This window comes from Paracoccus ferrooxidans, assembly GCF_029909815.1.
Taxonomy (GTDB): domain Bacteria; phylum Pseudomonadota; class Alphaproteobacteria; order Rhodobacterales; family Rhodobacteraceae; genus Paracoccus; species Paracoccus versutus.
Genome location: NZ_CP038198.1, coordinates 736,015 through 752,141 on the forward strand (window position 1 = coordinate 736,015; position 16,127 = coordinate 752,141).

14 protein-coding genes and 1 tRNA gene are annotated in these 16,127 nt (G+C 63.9%); 11 read left to right on the plus strand and 4 right to left on the minus strand.

What is annotated here, in order from left to right; genetic code table 11:
• Nucleotides 1–98: 98 nt before the first annotated feature.
• From E3U26_RS03690 to E3U26_RS03740, 11 genes are all read left to right on the plus strand, one after another.
• Nucleotides 99–554, plus strand: a complete 456-nt coding sequence (locus E3U26_RS03690) for a DUF2924 domain-containing protein (RefSeq protein ID WP_499105500.1) — start codon at nt 99–101, stop codon at nt 552–554.
• Nucleotides 551–1,876, plus strand: a complete 1,326-nt coding sequence (locus E3U26_RS03695) for a recombinase family protein (RefSeq protein WP_499105501.1) — start codon at nt 551–553, stop codon at nt 1,874–1,876. Before E3U26_RS03690 ends, E3U26_RS03695 begins: the two co-directional genes overlap by 4 nt.
• Nucleotides 1,873–2,259 carry a bacteriophage-like protein gene (locus E3U26_RS03700; RefSeq protein WP_041375641.1) on the plus strand — a complete coding sequence of 129 codons (387 nt, stop codon included), beginning with the start codon at nt 1,873–1,875 and terminating at the stop codon, nt 2,257–2,259. The genes E3U26_RS03695 and E3U26_RS03700 overlap by 4 nt, the downstream gene beginning before the upstream one ends.
• Before the next feature lie 82 nt (nt 2,260–2,341).
• Entirely contained in the window at nt 2,342–2,932 is a 591-nt protein-coding gene (locus E3U26_RS03705; protein WP_499105502.1) for a restriction endonuclease subunit S domain-containing protein, read from the plus strand.
• Nucleotides 2,932–4,449, plus strand: a complete 1,518-nt coding sequence (locus E3U26_RS03710; protein ID WP_499105503.1) for a type I restriction-modification system subunit M — start codon at nt 2,932–2,934, stop codon at nt 4,447–4,449. The genes E3U26_RS03705 and E3U26_RS03710 overlap by 1 nt, the downstream gene beginning before the upstream one ends.
• A complete protein-coding gene (locus E3U26_RS03715) occupies nt 4,442–5,479 on the plus strand; it encodes a virulence RhuM family protein (RefSeq protein ID WP_499105504.1) in 1,038 nt (345 codons plus the stop codon). Before E3U26_RS03710 ends, E3U26_RS03715 begins: the two co-directional genes overlap by 8 nt.
• Nucleotides 5,472–6,692, plus strand: coding sequence for a restriction endonuclease subunit S (locus tag E3U26_RS03720; RefSeq protein ID WP_499105505.1), 1,221 nt, complete (start codon nt 5,472–5,474; stop codon nt 6,690–6,692). Before E3U26_RS03715 ends, E3U26_RS03720 begins: the two co-directional genes overlap by 8 nt.
• A complete protein-coding gene (locus E3U26_RS03725; protein WP_413852216.1) occupies nt 6,682–6,912 on the plus strand; it encodes a DUF2188 domain-containing protein in 231 nt (76 codons plus the stop codon). Before E3U26_RS03720 ends, E3U26_RS03725 begins: the two co-directional genes overlap by 11 nt.
• A 3-nt stretch (nt 6,913–6,915) precedes the next feature.
• Nucleotides 6,916–7,986, plus strand: coding sequence for a DUF4917 family protein (locus E3U26_RS03730; RefSeq protein WP_499105506.1), 1,071 nt, complete (start codon nt 6,916–6,918; stop codon nt 7,984–7,986).
• On the plus strand, nt 7,986–11,213 hold the full coding sequence (locus E3U26_RS03735) for a type I restriction endonuclease subunit R (protein WP_499105507.1): 3,228 nt from the start codon (nt 7,986–7,988) through the stop codon (nt 11,211–11,213). The genes E3U26_RS03730 and E3U26_RS03735 overlap by 1 nt, the downstream gene beginning before the upstream one ends.
• On the plus strand, nt 11,210–11,926 hold the full coding sequence (locus tag E3U26_RS03740) for a M48 family metallopeptidase (RefSeq protein WP_499105508.1): 717 nt from the start codon (nt 11,210–11,212) through the stop codon (nt 11,924–11,926). The genes E3U26_RS03735 and E3U26_RS03740 overlap by 4 nt, the downstream gene beginning before the upstream one ends.
• Nucleotides 11,927–12,192: 266 nt before the next feature.
• Here E3U26_RS03740 and E3U26_RS03745 read toward each other — a convergent pair.
• The 4 genes from E3U26_RS03745 to phaC all read right to left on the minus strand — a co-directional run bounded on the left by E3U26_RS03745 (nt 12,193) and on the right by phaC (nt 16,040).
• Nucleotides 12,193–12,282, minus strand: a tRNA-Ser gene (locus E3U26_RS03745).
• A 50-nt stretch (nt 12,283–12,332) separates the two neighbouring features.
• Entirely contained in the window at nt 12,333–12,920 is a 588-nt protein-coding gene (phaR, locus tag E3U26_RS03750; RefSeq protein ID WP_072461976.1) for a polyhydroxyalkanoate synthesis repressor PhaR, read from the minus strand.
• Nucleotides 12,921–13,122: 202 nt separating this feature from the next.
• Complete coding sequence (locus E3U26_RS03755; RefSeq protein WP_036751216.1) at nt 13,123–13,596, minus strand: phasin; 474 nt, start codon at nt 13,594–13,596, stop codon at nt 13,123–13,125.
• A gap of 113 nt (nt 13,597–13,709) precedes the next feature.
• Nucleotides 13,710–16,040, minus strand: a complete 2,331-nt coding sequence (gene phaC, locus E3U26_RS03760; protein WP_499105509.1) for a class I poly(R)-hydroxyalkanoic acid synthase — start codon at nt 16,038–16,040, stop codon at nt 13,710–13,712.
• Between the last annotated feature and the right edge of the window lie 87 nt (nt 16,041–16,127).

Sequence of the window (16,127 nt, forward strand, 5' to 3'; positions counted from 1 at the left end):
CGGGAACAGGGCGAACCTTCTGACGATACTGGAGAAATTCGCCTACACTCTCCGGCCGACCGATGCCGTCATGCAACTCCAACTCACCGGAGACCCGCATGACGACCCACGATCCAATTCTCGCGCGCCTGGCTGCGCTGAAAACCGCCACGACGCCGGAACTGAAGGCGCAGTGGCGCGATCTGTTCGACAGCGAACCGCCGCCGTTCAACCGGCGTTACCTGGAGAGCCGGCTGGCCTATCGTATCCAGGAGCTCGCCTATGGCGGGCTGAAGCCGGAGACGATCCGGCGGCTGGAACGGCTGGGCAAGGAACTCGACGGCGGTGACAAGAAGAAGCGCGGCATGCGCCTCGACCGTGACCGCCCCATCACCGGCACGCGGCTGCTCCGCGAGTGGCAAGGTGTCGAGTACATCGTCACCGTCACCGCCGACGGCTTCGAATGGCAGGGGCGGCCGTACAAGTCGCTGTCCGCTATCGCGCGCGCCATCACGGGCACGCGCTGGAATGGGTGGGTGTTCTTTGGGCTGAAGAACCGGAGGGCGCGGACATGACGAAGGCCCCTGCGAAATCAGGAATGGTCCGGAAACTCCGGTGCGCGATCTACACTCGGAAATCCTCCGAGGAAGGGCTGGAGCAGGAGTTCAACAGCCTGCATGCCCAGCGCGAGGCCTGCGAATCCTACATCGCCAGCCAGCGCTCGGAGGGCTGGGTGCTGGTCCGCGATCAGTATGATGACGGCGGCATCTCGGGCGGCACGCTGGAACGCCCAGGCCTCAAGCGCCTGATGGCCGATATCGAGGATGGGCTGGTCGATGTGGTCGTGGTCTACAAGATCGACCGCCTCAGCCGCTCGCTCGCCGACTTTGCTAAGCTGGTCGAAGTGTTCGACCGGAACGGCGTAACCTTCGTCTCCGTGACGCAGTCGTTCAACACCACCACGTCCATGGGCCGGCTGACGCTGAACATTCTGCTGTCCTTCGCCCAGTTCGAGCGGGAGGTCACGGCCGAGCGCATCCGCGACAAGGTCGCCGCCAGCCGAAAGAAGGGCATGTGGATGGGCGGGGTGCCGCCCTACGGCTATCGGGTCCAGAACCGGAAGCTGGTGATCGACGACGAAGCCGCCGAGCATGTCCGCTGGATCTTCGGTCGATTCCTCGAGATCGGATCCGGGACGGAACTGGCACGCGAGGTCGCGAAGCGCGGTATCCGCACGCCACGGGGCAACCGGATCGACAAGAAATACATTTACCGGATGCTGAGCAACCGCGCCTACATCGGCGATGCGGTCCATAAGGGCGACAGCTATCCCGGCGAGCACGACGCGATCATCGACCGCGAGACGTGGGATCGCGTCCACGCCATTCTGCAGGAGAGCCCGCGCAAGCGGGCGATGCGAACACGCGCCGAGTCGCCGGCACTGCTGAAGGGTCTGCTGTTTGGACCCGACGGCGCGGCCTTCTCCCCGACGCACACCCGCAAGGGCGAAAAGCTCTACCGCTACTACGTAAGCCAGACGGTGCTTAAGCATGGTGCGGGTTCGTGTCCTGTTGGACGCTTACCGGCAGGGGAGATTGAGGCGGCAATCATCGACCAGCTGCGCGCCGTGTTTCGCCAACCCGAGATCGTGGCGGGCACGTGGAAGGCCGCGCGCGCCCACGCCGACGACATCACCGAGGCCGATACCCGCGCGGCCCTGCAGCAGCTCGATCCGATGTGGGACGAGCTTTTCCCGGCCGAACAGGCGCGCATCGTGGCGCTGTTGGTCGAGCGTGTGGACATCGGTACGGACGGGCTCAACGTGCGCCTGCGCGTCGACGGGCTCGGCAGCCTCGCGCGCGAGATGCTGGCCGGCGGCATCGAGGCGGCCGCATGAACCGCAGCACGCCGATCCCGGAGACTGTAACGCTCCACGTCCCGTTCCGGATCGTGAAGCGTGGCGGGAAGAAGGAGATGCAGTTGCCCGAGGGCGCCACGCAATCGCAGCGGACTGACAGCACACTGGTCAAGGCGCTGGCCCGTGCGTTCCGATGGAAGCGGATGCTCGAGTCGGGCGAATACGCCACCATCGCCGAACTGGCCGAACGAGAGGGCATCGCGCCCTCCTACATGACCCGCGTCCTACGGCTCACGCTGCTCGCGCCTGACATCATCGACGCGATCCTGGACGGGAAGCAGGGGCCGGAGGTGACGCTCGCGCAGGTGCTGGAGCCGTTCCCGCTCACATGGCAGCATCAGGCGCTGCATTTTTCTCTGTAGGAAGAAAACTGCGCTTTGAAGGATTGACTCGAGGGACGGGCTCGCATAGATCTCTGTAAATCGCCTTACAGAGGATTCTTTCATGCGGCTCGCGGAGCTCTCGGACATTCACTCCGGCTACACGGCGCGCGGCAGGCTCGATCCGCTGTCGGAGGGTGGCGTGCCGGCGCTTCAGCTGCGAGACATCGGAACGAACGGTGAAGCGCCAGGACCGGACTTCCAGAGGTACGACCTGGACAAGCTGTCCGACCGATACTTCGTCCGCGGCGGCGAGGTCGTCTTTCGATCGCGTGGCGAGCCGAACGCCGCGGTGGCCATTCCCGCTTCGCTGCCGGAGCCCGTCGTGGTCATTGTCCCGTTGGTGATCGTTCGCCCCGACAGGGACCGCGTTCTCCCCGAATACGTGGCATGGGCCATTAACCAGCCCGACGCGCAGCGCAGGCTCGGCGCGGAAGCGCAGGGCACAAGCCTCAGAATGATTCCCATGGCGGTCCTCGAGAACCTCGAGATCGCCGTGCCCGACCTGCCCACGCAGAAACGTATCGTCGAACTCGACGCCCTCGCCCGGCAGGAGGGGCAGCTGCTCCGTCAACTCGCCGCTCGCCGCGAAGAACTCGTAAGCGCCATTCTCGGCGATGCAGCGAAGGCCGCCGACCAGAAGGAAATTGCCTGATGACCGATCAGATTACCCAACAGCAGATCAATCAAACCGCCTGGGCGGCCTGCGACACCTTCCGGGGCGCCGTCGATGCCGGCCAGTACAAGGACTACATCCTCGTCATGTTGTTCCTGAAGTACATTTCGGACCTCTGGAACGACCATCTCGAAACCTACCGCAAGCAGTATGGCGACGACGAGGCCCGCATTCGCCGGCGCCTCGAGCGCGAGCGTTTCATCCTGCCCGAGGGCGCAAGCTTCTACGACCTCTACGCCCAGCGGAACGAGGCCAATATCGGCGAGCTGATCAACATCGCGCTGGAGAAGATCGAGGACGCGAACCGGGCCAAGCTCGAGGGCGTCTTCCGCAACATCGACTTCAACTCCGAGGCCAACCTCGGCCGCCCGAAGGATCGCAACCGCCGTCTCAAGAACCTCCTCGAGGACTTCGCCAAGCCTGCGCTCGACCTGCGCCCGTCGCGGGTGACCGAGGACATCATCGGCGAGTGCTACATCTACCTGATCTCGCGCTTCGCCTCGGACGCCGGGAAGAAGGCGGGCGAGTTCTACACGCCCACCGCCGTCTCGCGCCTGCTCGCCAAACTGGCGGCGCCGCAGCCCGGCAATACGATATGCGACCCCGCCTGCGGCTCCGGCTCGCTGCTGATCCAGGCCTCGCAGGAGGTCGGATCCGAGAACTTCGCCCTTTACGGGCAGGAAGTGAACGGGGCGACGTGGGCGCTGGCCCGCATGAACATGTTCCTGCACGCCAAGGACGCCGCCCGCATCGAATGGTGCGACACGCTCAACAGCCCCGCGCTGGTCGAGGGCGACCACCTGATGCGCTTCGACGTGGTGCTCGCCAACCCGCCGTTCTCACTCGACAAATGGGGCGCGGAGGATGCCGACAGCGACCAGTACAAGCGCTTCTGGCGCGGCGTGCCGCCCAAGTCCAAGGGCGACTACGCCTTCATCACCCACATGATCGAGATCGCCAAACGGCAGTCCGGCCGCGTCGCAGTGATCGTGCCGCATGGCGTGCTGTTCCGGGGCGGGGCCGAGGGGCGCATCCGCCAGCAGCTGATCGAGGAAAACCTGCTCGACGCCGTCGTCGGCCTGCCCGCCAACCTGTTCACCACAACCGGGATCCCGGTCGCCATCCTGATCTTCGACCGTTCGCGCGAGGAAGGCGGCGCGAACGCTGACCGGCGCGACGTGCTGTTCATCGACGCCAGCAAGGAGTTCACGCCGGGCAAGACCCAGAACGTGATGGACGAGACGCATGTGGCCAGGGTGCTGGAGACCTACGCCACCCGCGCCGAAGTCGAGCGGTATTCGCACCGGGCCAGCCCAGAGGAGATCGCCGAGAACGGCTACAACCTCAACATCCCCCGCTACGTCGACACGTTCGAGCCGGAGGAGGAGATCGACGTCGCCGCCGTGCAGAAGGACATCGTGCGGATCGAGGCGGAGCTTGCCGACGTCCGGGCGAAGATGGCCGGGTATCTGAAGGAGCTCGGCGTCGATGTCTGATGGCGAAATCATCCTCTACAACACCGAGGACGGTCAGGCGGAGATTCAGTTCCGAGCCGTCGATGGGACTGTCTGGCTCAGCCAGTTGGAGATGGCGGAGCTCTTCCAGACAACGAAGCAGAACATCAGCCTGCACGTGCGCAACATCCTTGCCGAGGGTGAGCTGGACCAGGAGTCAACGGTCAAGGAATACTTGACAGTTCAAGCTGAGGGCAAACGGCAGGTGAAGCGGTCGGTGACCGTGTACCGGCTCGAGATGATCCTTGCGGTCGGGTATCGCGTGCGCAGTCCCCGTGGAATTCAGTTCCGCCGGTGGGCGACCTCGGCACTGAAGGAGTATCTCGTCAAGGGCTTCGTCATGAACGACGAGCGCCTGAAGGATCCCGCCTGGGACTACTTCGACGAGCTGCTCGAGCGGATCCGCGACATCCGGGCGTCCGAGGCGCGGTTCTATCAGAAGGTCCGCGACATCCTCGCCCTGAGCGAGGATTACGACGCCAAGTCGCCGACCGTGAATACCTTCTATGCAACGATCCAGAACAAGATGCTCTACGCCGTCACAAGCCACACGGCGGGAGAGCTGATCCGCGCCCGAGCCAATCCCGATCAGCCGAACATGGGGCTGACGACCTGGAAGAACGCCGACAAGGGGCGCCCCCTGCGCAAGTCCGACGTCGGCACGGCCAAGAACTATCTCGGCGAGGCCGAGATCCGGGAGCTCAACCTGATCGTCGAGACCTTCCTGAACACCGCCGAGTTGCGGGCGACACGGCGGCAGACCATGCGGCTGGCCGAATGGGAGGGGGTGCTCGACACCTTCCTGACCTCCAACGAGCTGCCGAAGCTGCAGGGCGCCGGCTCCGTCTCGGCGGAGGCCGCGAAGCGCATCGCTCACGATCGCTACGACGCGTTCGACACCAAGCGGAAGGAAGCCGCGCGGCAGGTGGCGGCCGAGGTGGACGACCTCGAAGAGCTGAAACGCATCGCCGACGTTGCGAAGGCGGAGAAGAAGGGCCGTAGCGATGCGTAATGGTTGGGTTCGCGTGCCATTCGGATCGGTTGTCACGATTGCTTCCGGACCGGTCGACCCCAAAAAGGAGCCGTTCGCTGATATGATCAGCGTCGGACCGGACAACCTCCTGTCCGGTGGAGGCATAGACAAGGAAGGACTCAGGACCGCGCGCGAACTTGGTCAGATTTCAGGCAAGTACGCCTTCGATGCCGCGTCGATTTTGTACTCCAAGATCCGTCCAAACCTAAACAAGGTCGCACTTCCAGACTTCTCTGGAATTTGTAGCGCGGATATGTACCCGCTTTGGCCGGTTGATGAGAACCATACGGATCGCGGGTTCCTATTTTTCACACTGATCTCAGAGCGCTTTGTTTCAGAAGCAACGTCGAGATCATTCCGCACCGGGCTTCCCAAAATCAATCGCCCTGACCTCGAAGGCATCGAAATCCTTCTTCCTCCGATTGCTGAGCAGCGTCGTATTGCCTTCGTCCTAGAAACTTGGGGGCAGGCAATCGAAAAGCTTGCCGTCCTCCGCGCCTTGAAGGAACAGCGCCTCGTCGGCCTTCGCGCAGCCCTCTTGTTCGGAGAGCTCCGCCTGAACGGCCAGCGGCGCAACTGGGCGCCGACGCGCCTTGGCGCAGTGACTCACGAACTGACCAGGCGGAATGGGGCCAAAGGGCTTGGCCGCGATTTGGTCATGGGCGTCACGAAGGCTGAAGGCGTCGTCCCCATGCGGGAACAGACCATCGCCGGCGACATCAGCCGCTACAAGCGCCTGCCGCCCCGCGCCTTCGCCTACAACCCGATGCGCATCAACGTCGGCTCCATCGCGATGAACGAACGCGAGGACGAGGTGCTGGTCAGTCCCGACTACGTCGTCTTCGCCTGCAACGCGGACGGGCTTGATGCCGACTACCTCGACCACCTGCGCAAGACGTCCTGGTGGGCCCACTACATCAACAGCGGCGGCTCGGGCAGCGTCCGTCAGCGGACCTACTACGATGACCTCGCCGCGCTGAAACTGCCCTTGCCTCAACTCGACGAGCAAAAGGCCATCGCCGCCGTCCTGAACACTGCGCGCGCCGACCTGGCCGCGACCGAGCGCGAGATCGAAGCCGTCACGCTGCAAAAGCGCGGCCTGATGCAGAAGCTCCTGACGGGCGAATGGCGAGTGCCGCTTGACCCCTCCGAACCCTCCGCAGCCACCGAGGAGACCGAACATGCCGGATAAGAAGAACTACTGGACCCAGCAGCGCCCGGACGGGAAGTGGGAGTCCAAGCGCGAAGGCGCGACGCGCGCCAGCAAGGTCACGGACACCCAGTCCGACGCCTGGGCGCATTCGCGCGGGAAGGCCGCTGAAACCAAGGGGGAGGCCTTCCTCAAGGGCCGCGACGGCAAGATCCGTGAGCGGAACACCTATGGGAAAGATCCCTATCCGCCGAAAGGGTGACGCATGGCAGACTTCCTGACATTCGATGAAGCCATTGGGCATTCAGCGCAATTCAAGAAGCGGCACTTGTTGCTTGGAAACGGTTTCAGCATCGCCTGTCGTCCGAAAATCTTCACGTACGGCTCTCTGTTTGAGCAGGCCGACTTTTCGACGGCACCCCGCTTGCCTGACGTATTTGACGCAGTCGGAACGACGGACTTCGAGCATATCATCAAGATGTTGGAGGACGCTTCGCGTGTTGTCCCCGTCTATTCAAAGGAGGCAACGGAGGCGGCCGCTCAAATGGCTGCGGATGCCGAAGCCCTGAAAGATATCCTCATTCAGACAGTGGCCAACAACCACCCCAATATTCCGAATGAGATCAACGACGAGCAATTCTGGGCATGCCGCCGGTTCCTGGCGCACTTCCTTGGCGACGAGAACAAGGACGGAAAGGTCTACACCCTAAACTACGACCTCCTGCTCTATTGGACCTTGATGCATGAGGACATGGGTTTCGACGACCCCATCAGCCTTGCTGCAAACGATGGCTTTGGGCGCGACGAGGACACGGAGCCGGAATATGTGAACTGGATGGGCGAGAGCGGGGCGCACGGACAGCGCGTTCACTACCTCCACGGCGCTTTGCACCTGTTCGATGCTGGTGCGGAGCTTCAAAAATACACTTGGGTCAACACTGGAAAACCCCTGCTTGAGCAAGCTCGCGAAGCCATGGGTGCGCGCAAGTTCCCGCTTTTTGTCGCCGAGGGAAAAAGCAATCAGAAGTTGGCTAAAATCAAGCATAGCGCTTACTTGCACCATTCATACAAGAGCTTCTCCTCGCAAATGGGTCAGAGGAATGATGCGCTCTTCATATTTGGGCATAGTTTGGCCGAGAACGATCAGCACATCCTGAAAAAGATTGCTCGCGGCAAGATCGGGCAGATTTACGTCGGTCTCTATGGCGAGCCCAATAGTGATGGTAACAAGGCGATCAGGTCGGCTGCGAACGCCCTTGCGGCTCACCGTGATGAACGTGTCCCGCTGTCTGTTGCTTTCTTCGATGCCGGATCCGCCGAGGTGTGGGGGGCGTGATGGATCGAGGCCATGGGTTCGATACCCGCGAGAAACACCAGTCCCAGGTTCCGGCGCTGCAGCTGCTCGTGGCGCTCGGGTTCATCCCGCTCTCGCAGGAGGAAGCGCTGCGCCTCCGCGGCGGGCGGCTGCGGAACGTGGTGCTGGACGACGTGCTCGCTGAGCAGCTGATGCGCATCAACCGCTTCACGCACCGGGGCCGCGAGTACGGCTTCGACCTCGAGGACGCGCACGAGGCGATGCGGCGGCTCAAGCCCACGCCAGATCGGTTGAAGGGTCTGCGCGGCACCAATCAGGACATCTACGACACGCTCGTCCTCGGCACGACGATCACGAAGTCCATCGACGGCGACTCGAAGAGCTACTCGTTCCGCTACATCGATTGGGAGCGGCCGGAGAACAACGTCTTCCATGTCACTGCCGAGTTCTCGGTCGAGAGGACAGCGTCGAGCCAGACCAAGCGTTGTGACATTGTCGCGTTCGTGAACGGCATCCCGATCCTCGTGATCGAGAACAAGCGGCCGACCGAGAGCCTGAAGAAGGCGGACAGCCAGCTGATCGGCTACCAGAACGAGGACAACATCCCGCAGCTCTTCCACTTCGCGCAGCTGCTGATCGGCATGAACCGGAACGAGGCGCGTTATGCAACCGTCGGCACGCCGCGAAAGTTCTGGCAAACTTGGCGGGACGAGGAAGACACCGACGAGGCCATCGCGCCCTTCTCAAACCGCGTGCTCACCGTGGCGGAGAAGGACGCCATCTTCTCCGGCGACTTCGCGGATGCACGCGCCTATTTCGACGCGATGGCCGCCGAGGGCGAGCGCGCGGTCACGGCCCAGGACCGGACGGTTTATGCACTCTGCCGCCCCGAGCGGCTGCTCGATCTGATCCGCCGCTTCACAGTGTTCGATGGCGGCGTCCGCAAGGTTGCGCGCCATCAGCAGTTCTTCGGGATCCGCCGCGCCGTCGAGACGGTCAAGCAGCACGATGTCAGCGGCGCCCGAAAGGGCGGCGTGATCTGGCACACGCAGGGTTCAGGGAAGTCACTGACCATGGTGATGCTGGGGCGCTCGCTCGCTCTCGAGCGCAGCATCGAGAACCCGCGGATCATCATCGTCACGGACCGCGACGATCTCGACAAGCAGATCAAGGACACCTTCAAGTCCTGCGACCTCGAGCCGGTCCGCGCGACGAGCGGGGCTCACCTTCTGGAGCTCGTCCAGGACAAGGCTCCGCTGGTCACCACGATCATCAACAAGTTCGACACGGCGCTGAAGAACAGCAAGCTGATGGACGAGGATCCGAACATCTTCGTGCTGGTCGACGAGAGCCATAGAACGCAGACGGGGCGCTACGGCGGCCACAGCCAATTCGCCGCCAAGATGCGCCGCCTCCTTCCGAAGGCCTGCTACCTCGGCTTCACCGGCACGCCCCTGCTCAAGAAGGAGAAGAATACGCTGTCGACCTTCGGGCGGCTGATCCACCGCTACGCCATCGACGAGGCGGTCGCCGACGGTGCTGTCGTGCCGCTGCTCTACGAGGGACGGCTCGTTGAGCAGCAGGTCTCGGGCGCCGTTATCGACCGTTGGTTCGACAAGATCAGCGAGGGGCTGACCGAGAACCAGAAGCGTGATCTGAAGCGCAAGTTCTCCCGGATGGACGCCCTGGCCAAGACCGATCAGGCCATCCGAGCCAAGGCCTTCGACATCTCCGAGCACTTTCGCCAGCACTGGCAGGGGACTGGGTTCAAGGCCCAGCTCGTTGCCCCCTCGAAGGCCGCAGCCGTCCGCTTCAAGGAGGTTCTCGACGAGATCGGCCACGTCTCGAGCGCGATTGTCATCTCCCCGCCGGACGAAAACGAGGGCAACGAGGAGGTCGACCAGGAGTCCAAGGACCTCGTGCGCCGCTTCTGGTCGCAGATGATGGCGAAGTACAAGACCGAGGAGGAGTACAACCGCCAGATCATCGATGGCTTCAAGGGCTCCGGCGATCCGGAGATCCTGATCGTCGTCTCCAAGCTCCTCACCGGCTTCGACGCGCCCCGGAACGCGGTGCTTTACGTCTGCAAGTCCCTGAAGGAACACAATCTCCTGCAGGCGATTGCGCGCGTGAACCGTCTCTACGAGGACGGCGGAACGGAGAAGCAGTTCGGCTTCATCGTCGATTACGAGGGGCTGCTGGGCGAGCTGGACAGTGCCCTGACGACCTATAGCGCCTTCGAAGGTTACGAGGCGGCCGACCTTGCCGGGACGGTGCATGATATCCGGGAGGAGATCCGCAAGCTGCCCCAGCTTCACGACCAGCTCTGGGACCTCTTCAAGCCGGTTCGGAACAAGAAGGACATGGAGCAGTTCGAGCAGCACCTTGCCGACGAGGCGCTGCGCCACGAGTTCTACGCGCGCCTCAAGGCATTCAGCCGCTGCCTGCACATCTCGCTCTCGTCCGACAAGCTGTTCGATGTCTTCGACGAGGCCAAGGTCGATGCCCTGAAACGCGACTGGAAGCAGTTCTCCGAACTCAAGCGCTCGGTCCAGCTCCGCTACCAGGAGACGGTCGATGTCCGCGAGTTCGAGCCGAAGATCCAGAAGCTCCTTGATGACCACGTCGTGGCAATGCCGGCGGAAACCATCATCGCGGTGGTCAACATCAACGATCCCGACGCGCTGAAGGCCGTCGTCGAAGAGACGGGGGTGTCCGAGGCCTCGAGGGCCGATCGCATCGCCAGCGCGACCCGGCGGGCGATCACCGAGAAGATGGATGAGGACCCGACGTTCTACAAACAGTTCTCCGAGCTGCTCGAAGAGACCATCCGCGCCTACCGCGAGAAGCGGCTGTCCGAGCGCGAATACCTGAACAGCGTCGTGGACCTCGCGAGCAAGGTCGCGCGCAAGGATCGCGGCCGGGATGTTCCCGAAAGCATCCGGGGCGATGAGGATGCACAGGCGTTCTTCGGCGTCCTGGAAGGTCAGCTCAAGATCAAGGACGATGAGCCGGTGGCCGGCGACGAAGCAGCATCCATCGCCCTGGAGATCATCGACATCATCAAGTCCCACCTGATCGTCGACATCTGGTCGAACGAAGTGGCCCAGAACAAACTGCGCAATGCCATCGATGACTACTTCTTCGACGTTCTGCGTGACGAGAGGGGAGTCGACCTGCCCGTGGAGGTGCTCGACGACCTCGAACTCAAGATCATGGACCTCGCCCGAGCCCGGTTCGCGGCATGACGCGGGAACTGCACTGCCTGAAGTACGGCGAGCAGGAGATCCGGTACGAGATCGTCCGCCGTCCGAGGAAGACGCTAGAGATCGCTGTCGAGCCGGATGCTTCGGTGGTGATCGCGGCCCCGGAGGACGCGACGCTCGACGCCATAGAAGCCAAGCTGCGGAAGCGCGCGGGATGGGTGACGCGGCAGCAGCGGTACTTCGCCCAGTTCCTTCCAAGAACACCGGAGCGCAGGTTTGTCGCCGGTGAGACCCATCTCTACCTCGGGCGCCAGTACCGGCTGAAGGTGGTCCCGCATGTCCAGGAAAGCGTGAAGCTGATCCGCGGCTTCATTGTCGTGCAGACTCACCGGCCGACCAGGCCGGAGGTGACACGCGAACTGGTCGAGACATGGTACCGCGATCGGGCCCACATCAAGTTTCCGGAGCGGATCGAACTCTGCCTCGGTCTGTTCCCGGATCCCGAAGCATTCAGGCCGAAAGGTCTCATCGTACGCCAGACCCGGCAGCGATGGGGGTCCATGTCGCCGGCCGGACGCTTGCTGCTGAACCGCCGCCTCGTGCAAGCGCCGGTCGACGCCATCGACTATGTCATCACCCACGAGCTTTGCCATGTGGCCGAGCCACATCACGGCCCCGCATTCTTCGAGCTACTCGACAAGGTGATGCCCGATTGGGAGCTTCGGAAGCAAAGACTGGAGCGGGCAATGGCCTGAGAACTTCCGAACCCGGTCGCGGCAGCCCCAAACGCGACTCCAATCCAAGCAATTTAGGACGCTAGATTTTTTTTCTATCTTACAAGGACTTATAAGAAATTCACCAAACGGGCGCAGTCATCAGGTCCGGAGAATATCGCCTTGGAGAGACCGCTTCCGGCCCACCTGGTGCCCGAGCCAGTGCTCAGCCCAACCCGCATAACCCTTGAATACAACGGAAAAATCCGGCCGCAGCCGGATCGGGAGAACGCTTTCGCGAGGGCAAGTGGCGGACGGTGAGGGATTCGAACCCTCGAGACGGTTCCCCGCCTACACACTTTCCAGGCGTGCGCCTTCGACCACTCGGCCAACCGTCCGTGGCGGTTCGTCTAGCGCGACGGGCGGCGGGGTGCAAGTCGCAGTTCTCTCAAAGCTTCGAAATCCGCTTCTGCAACTCGGCAAGCTGGCGGCGGATCTCGGCCATGTCCTCGGGCGCGGAAGCCTTCTTGCCGCTGCGACGGGTCTCATCCGTCTCGGTTTCCTCCATCTCGGGGCCGCTGCTGCCCGCGCCCCAGCCCGCCGCCATCGCCTTCAGGAACAGCTGCTGCTGGCGCTGGAGCGCCTCGAAACCCGGCATCGAGGACATCGGGTTGGGGAAGGTCGACAGATTCTCCATCATCTTCGACTGGCCCTCGCGCAGCATCTCGAAACTGGCGGCCAGGAATTGCGGCACCACCGATTGCGCCTGGGTCGTGTAGCTGCGCACCAGGTCGATCAGCACGTCGATGGGCAAGACGTTCTCGCCCCGGCCCTCGTGCTCGGCGATGATCTGCAACAGATATTGCCGGGTCAGGTCGTCGCCGGTCTTGAGATCGACGATGCGCACCTGCCGCCCGGCACGGATGAAGCCCGCAATATCCTCAAGCGTGACGTAATCGCTGGTCTCGGTGTTGTAGAGGCGGCGGCTCGCATAGCGCTTGATCAGAAGCGGGGTCGTGTTCTCGGGCTCAGCCATGGCTCCTCCGGCAGTGCATTTGCAGCATGATGGGAAATGGCCCGGAAAAATGCAAAGAAAATCGCCATGCTGCGCCGGAAGCAGGGGACGAGCCCCGGATCGGGCCCAGATCGGGGGCCCGGCCGGATACGAACCGGGCCCGGCCATGGAAAAAGGGGGCAGCGAACTGCCCCCCTTCGTCTGGAACCGCAAGGGCCTGCGATCAGGCCTTGGTCACGGTGCTGGCCGAGGTCGCGGCGGCAGCGGCTTTCTTGACCGCGGCCTGGGTTTCGCGGCTGGCCTTTTCGGCGGCCTTCTGCGCGTCGGCGGCCAGGTCCTTGCCGGCGGTCAGCATCAGGTCGACGGTGTCCATCTGGACCTTCTTCGCCACTTCGGCAAAGGCGGCCATGTGCTCGGCAGCCATTTCGGCGGCGGCGGTGGCGAAATCGCTCAGCGCCTTGGCGTATTCGGCCGGCTCTTCCTTGGACGAGGTCAGCTCACCCATGCGGGCGATGGTGTCCTTGGCCCACTGGGCCGAGATCTCGGTCGAACGCTCGGCAGCGGCCAGCGCGACGCGGGCCATCTTCTCGCCCAGCGCGGTCTGCGACTTGAAGGCGTCCTGGAACGACGAGGTGTCGACCGGGAATTTCGCCATCACTTCTTGCAGGGTCTTGGTGAAGTCAGGGGTCTTGGCCATTTGCTCTCTCCTAGATCGGCGCGAAGCTTCGGCACCGGTTGAACTGTTCTGACCAACATATACTTTCTGCACCGCAGCATTGCAAGGTTTTCTTGCTGCGGTGCAGAAAAATTTTACGCCCGCTCGTGGACGTAGAGGCCGGGCGCGGGGCCGAAGCCCTCGCCCGGATCGCGGGCCTCGACCATGTCCCCCGCCCGCCGGGCCAGCCATTCGCCCCAGCGGCCCCACCAGCTGCCCTCGTGGTGCTGCGCCTTGTCCAGCCAGTGCTGCTCGCCCTGCTGGAAGCCGGCATCCGAGGTGTAGTGGCCATATTTCTTCTTGCTGGGCGGGTTGACGATGCCGGCGATATGGCCCGATTCGGACAGGATGAAGGTCTTGTCCCTGGAGCCCATCTGCGCGATGCCGCGCCAGCTGTCCTTCCAGGGCGCGATATGGTCGGTCTCGCAGGCGATGGCGCAAAGCGGCACGGTCACGTCGCCGACATGCAGCCGATGGCCCATCAGCTCGAACCCTTCCCTGACGAAGCGGTTCTGCTGGCACAGGCCGCGCAGGTATTCCACCGCCATGCGCCCCGGCAGGTTGGTGCCGTCGCCGTTCCAGAAGAGCAGGTCGAAGGCCGGCGGCGTCTCGCCCAGCATGTAGCTGCGAATCGCCGGCCCCCAGACCAGGTCGTTGGCGCGCAGGAAGCTGAAGGTGCGCGTCATCAGCTGCGCCCCCAGGATGCCGGTGCGCGCCGCCTCCTCCTCGATGCCCGAGACGAAATCGTCTTGCAGATAGGCGGTGAACTCGCCCTGGTCGGCGAAGTCGGTCAGCGCGGTGAAGAAGGTGGCGGCGTTCACCCGGTCGTCGCCGCGCTGCTTGAGAAGCGACAGGGTCAGCGCCAGCGTGGTGCCGGCGATGCAATAGCCGACCGCGTTCAGCTTTTTCTGGTCGGTCAGGTCCAGCACCCGGTCCATCACCTCCAGATAGGCACTGACATAATCGTCCATGCCGGTGTCGCCATAGCTGGGATCGGGGTTCTTCCAGGCTACCACGAACAGCGTATGACCCTGGTCCACGATCCATTTGATCAGGCTGTTCTGCGGCTTGAGGTCGAGGATGTAGAACTTGTTGATCCAGGGCGGAAAGATCACCAGCGGGATCTCATGCACCTGCGCGGTGGTGGGCTTGTACTGGATCAGCTCGTAAAGCTTGGTGCGCGCGACCACCGTGCCCTCGGTGGTGCCGATGTTCTCGCCCACGCGGAAGGCGTCGCGGTCGGCCAGCGACACGATCAGCTCGCCGCTGTTCTGCTCGACGTCGCGCACCAGGTTCTCGAGGCCCCTGACCAGGCTTTCGCCCTCGGTCTCCACCGCCTTTTCCAGCGCGTCGGGATTGGTCGCCAGGAAGTTCGTCGGCGCCATCATGTCGATCATCTGGCGGGTGAACCATTCGATCCGGCGCCGGTCGGTCATCTCGGGCAGGTCCAGCGCGCTTGCCGCCTCCTGCAGGGCCTGGGCGTTGATCTGGTATTGCCGCTTGATGAAGTTGAAGAAGGGATGCGCCTCCCACAGCGGGTTGGCAAAGCGCCGGTCCCGCGGCCCCTCGCTGGGCGGCGGCGTCAGCGTGCCGCGGGCGAAGGCAGCCTGGGCCTCGGCGAAATGGCGCAGCGTCTCGCCCCAATAGCTGACCTGCTGGCCGATCACCCGCTCGGGCTGCTCGGCCAGAAGCTTGATCCAGGCCGAGGTCGCGGTGGCGAAAAGGTCGGGGCCCGGCATCTCGACGCCGGGATTGGAGGGGCGGCGCTGCGCCAGCGCGCTGATCAGGCGCTGGGTCAGCGATTCGATGCGCTCGATGTTCTGGGCCAGCTGCTCGGGCAGGCGGCTGCCGGCGCCGAAGGCCGCCTCGACGAAGGCGGCGGTGGCCGGGCTCGGATGCGGCTCGGCGGCGGGAACGGGGGGCTGGTCGGCCCCGGCAGGGGCGGCTGCAGGGGCGCGGGGCGCGGCCATCGGCGGCACCGTGCCCGGCCCGACGGCGCCAAGCGGGCGCAGCGCCTCGTCGGCCATGCTGATCGAGGCGGCCTCGGCCTGCGCCTTGGCGGCCGCCTTGCCCGTGGGCTTGCGGCGCGGACCAGGGCGCGGATCGCTGCGCCCGGCCGCCCGCCCGCGCGAGGCGGGCTTGCGCGTGCCGGACTTGGCGGCGGGCTTGGCCGCATCGGCCGCCGCGGCCGGCTTGGACTTGGCGGACGGCTTGGACTTGGCGGGCGGCGCCGGCGCCGGCTCGGCCTTTGCCGCAGCCTTCCCGCGACGCGCCCGCGCCGGCTTTTCCGAATCGGCAGGCTTGGGCTCGGGTTTCGCGACCTCGGCCCCGGCGCGGGCCTTGGCCCCTGCCCCGCGGCCCCTGCGTGGTTTGCCCCCGGCTTCGGCCGCGTCCGCAGCTTCCGGTTTTTCGTCCTTGCCCGCCATAATTGACAATCCTCCCTGAACCGTAAAATCATTATGCCCAGCACAATACGCAGGTAAAGCCGTGTCCTTGCCGGCAAGGCCGAATCC

Coding starts and splice junctions, on each gene's coding strand:
- E3U26_RS03690 (WP_499105500.1), top strand. CDS start 99: ATGACGACCCACGATCCAATTCTCGCGCGCCTGGCTGCGCTGAAAACC.
- E3U26_RS03695 (WP_499105501.1), top strand. CDS start 551: ATGACGAAGGCCCCTGCGAAATCAGGAATGGTCCGGAAACTCCGGTGC.
- E3U26_RS03700 (WP_041375641.1), top strand. CDS start 1,873: ATGAACCGCAGCACGCCGATCCCGGAGACTGTAACGCTCCACGTCCCG.
- E3U26_RS03705 (WP_499105502.1), top strand. CDS start 2,342: ATGCGGCTCGCGGAGCTCTCGGACATTCACTCCGGCTACACGGCGCGC.
- E3U26_RS03710 (WP_499105503.1), top strand. CDS start 2,932: ATGACCGATCAGATTACCCAACAGCAGATCAATCAAACCGCCTGGGCG.
- E3U26_RS03715 (WP_499105504.1), top strand. CDS start 4,442: ATGTCTGATGGCGAAATCATCCTCTACAACACCGAGGACGGTCAGGCG.
- E3U26_RS03720 (WP_499105505.1), top strand. CDS start 5,472: ATGCGTAATGGTTGGGTTCGCGTGCCATTCGGATCGGTTGTCACGATT.
- E3U26_RS03725 (WP_413852216.1), top strand. CDS start 6,682: ATGCCGGATAAGAAGAACTACTGGACCCAGCAGCGCCCGGACGGGAAG.
- E3U26_RS03730 (WP_499105506.1), top strand. CDS start 6,916: ATGGCAGACTTCCTGACATTCGATGAAGCCATTGGGCATTCAGCGCAA.
- E3U26_RS03735 (WP_499105507.1), top strand. CDS start 7,986: ATGGATCGAGGCCATGGGTTCGATACCCGCGAGAAACACCAGTCCCAG.
- E3U26_RS03740 (WP_499105508.1), top strand. CDS start 11,210: ATGACGCGGGAACTGCACTGCCTGAAGTACGGCGAGCAGGAGATCCGG.
- phaR (WP_072461976.1), bottom strand. CDS start 12,920: ATGGCTGAGCCCGAGAACACGACCCCGCTTCTGATCAAGCGCTATGCG.
- E3U26_RS03755 (WP_036751216.1), bottom strand. CDS start 13,596: ATGGCCAAGACCCCTGACTTCACCAAGACCCTGCAAGAAGTGATGGCG.
- phaC (WP_499105509.1), bottom strand. CDS start 16,040: ATGGCGGGCAAGGACGAAAAACCGGAAGCTGCGGACGCGGCCGAAGCC.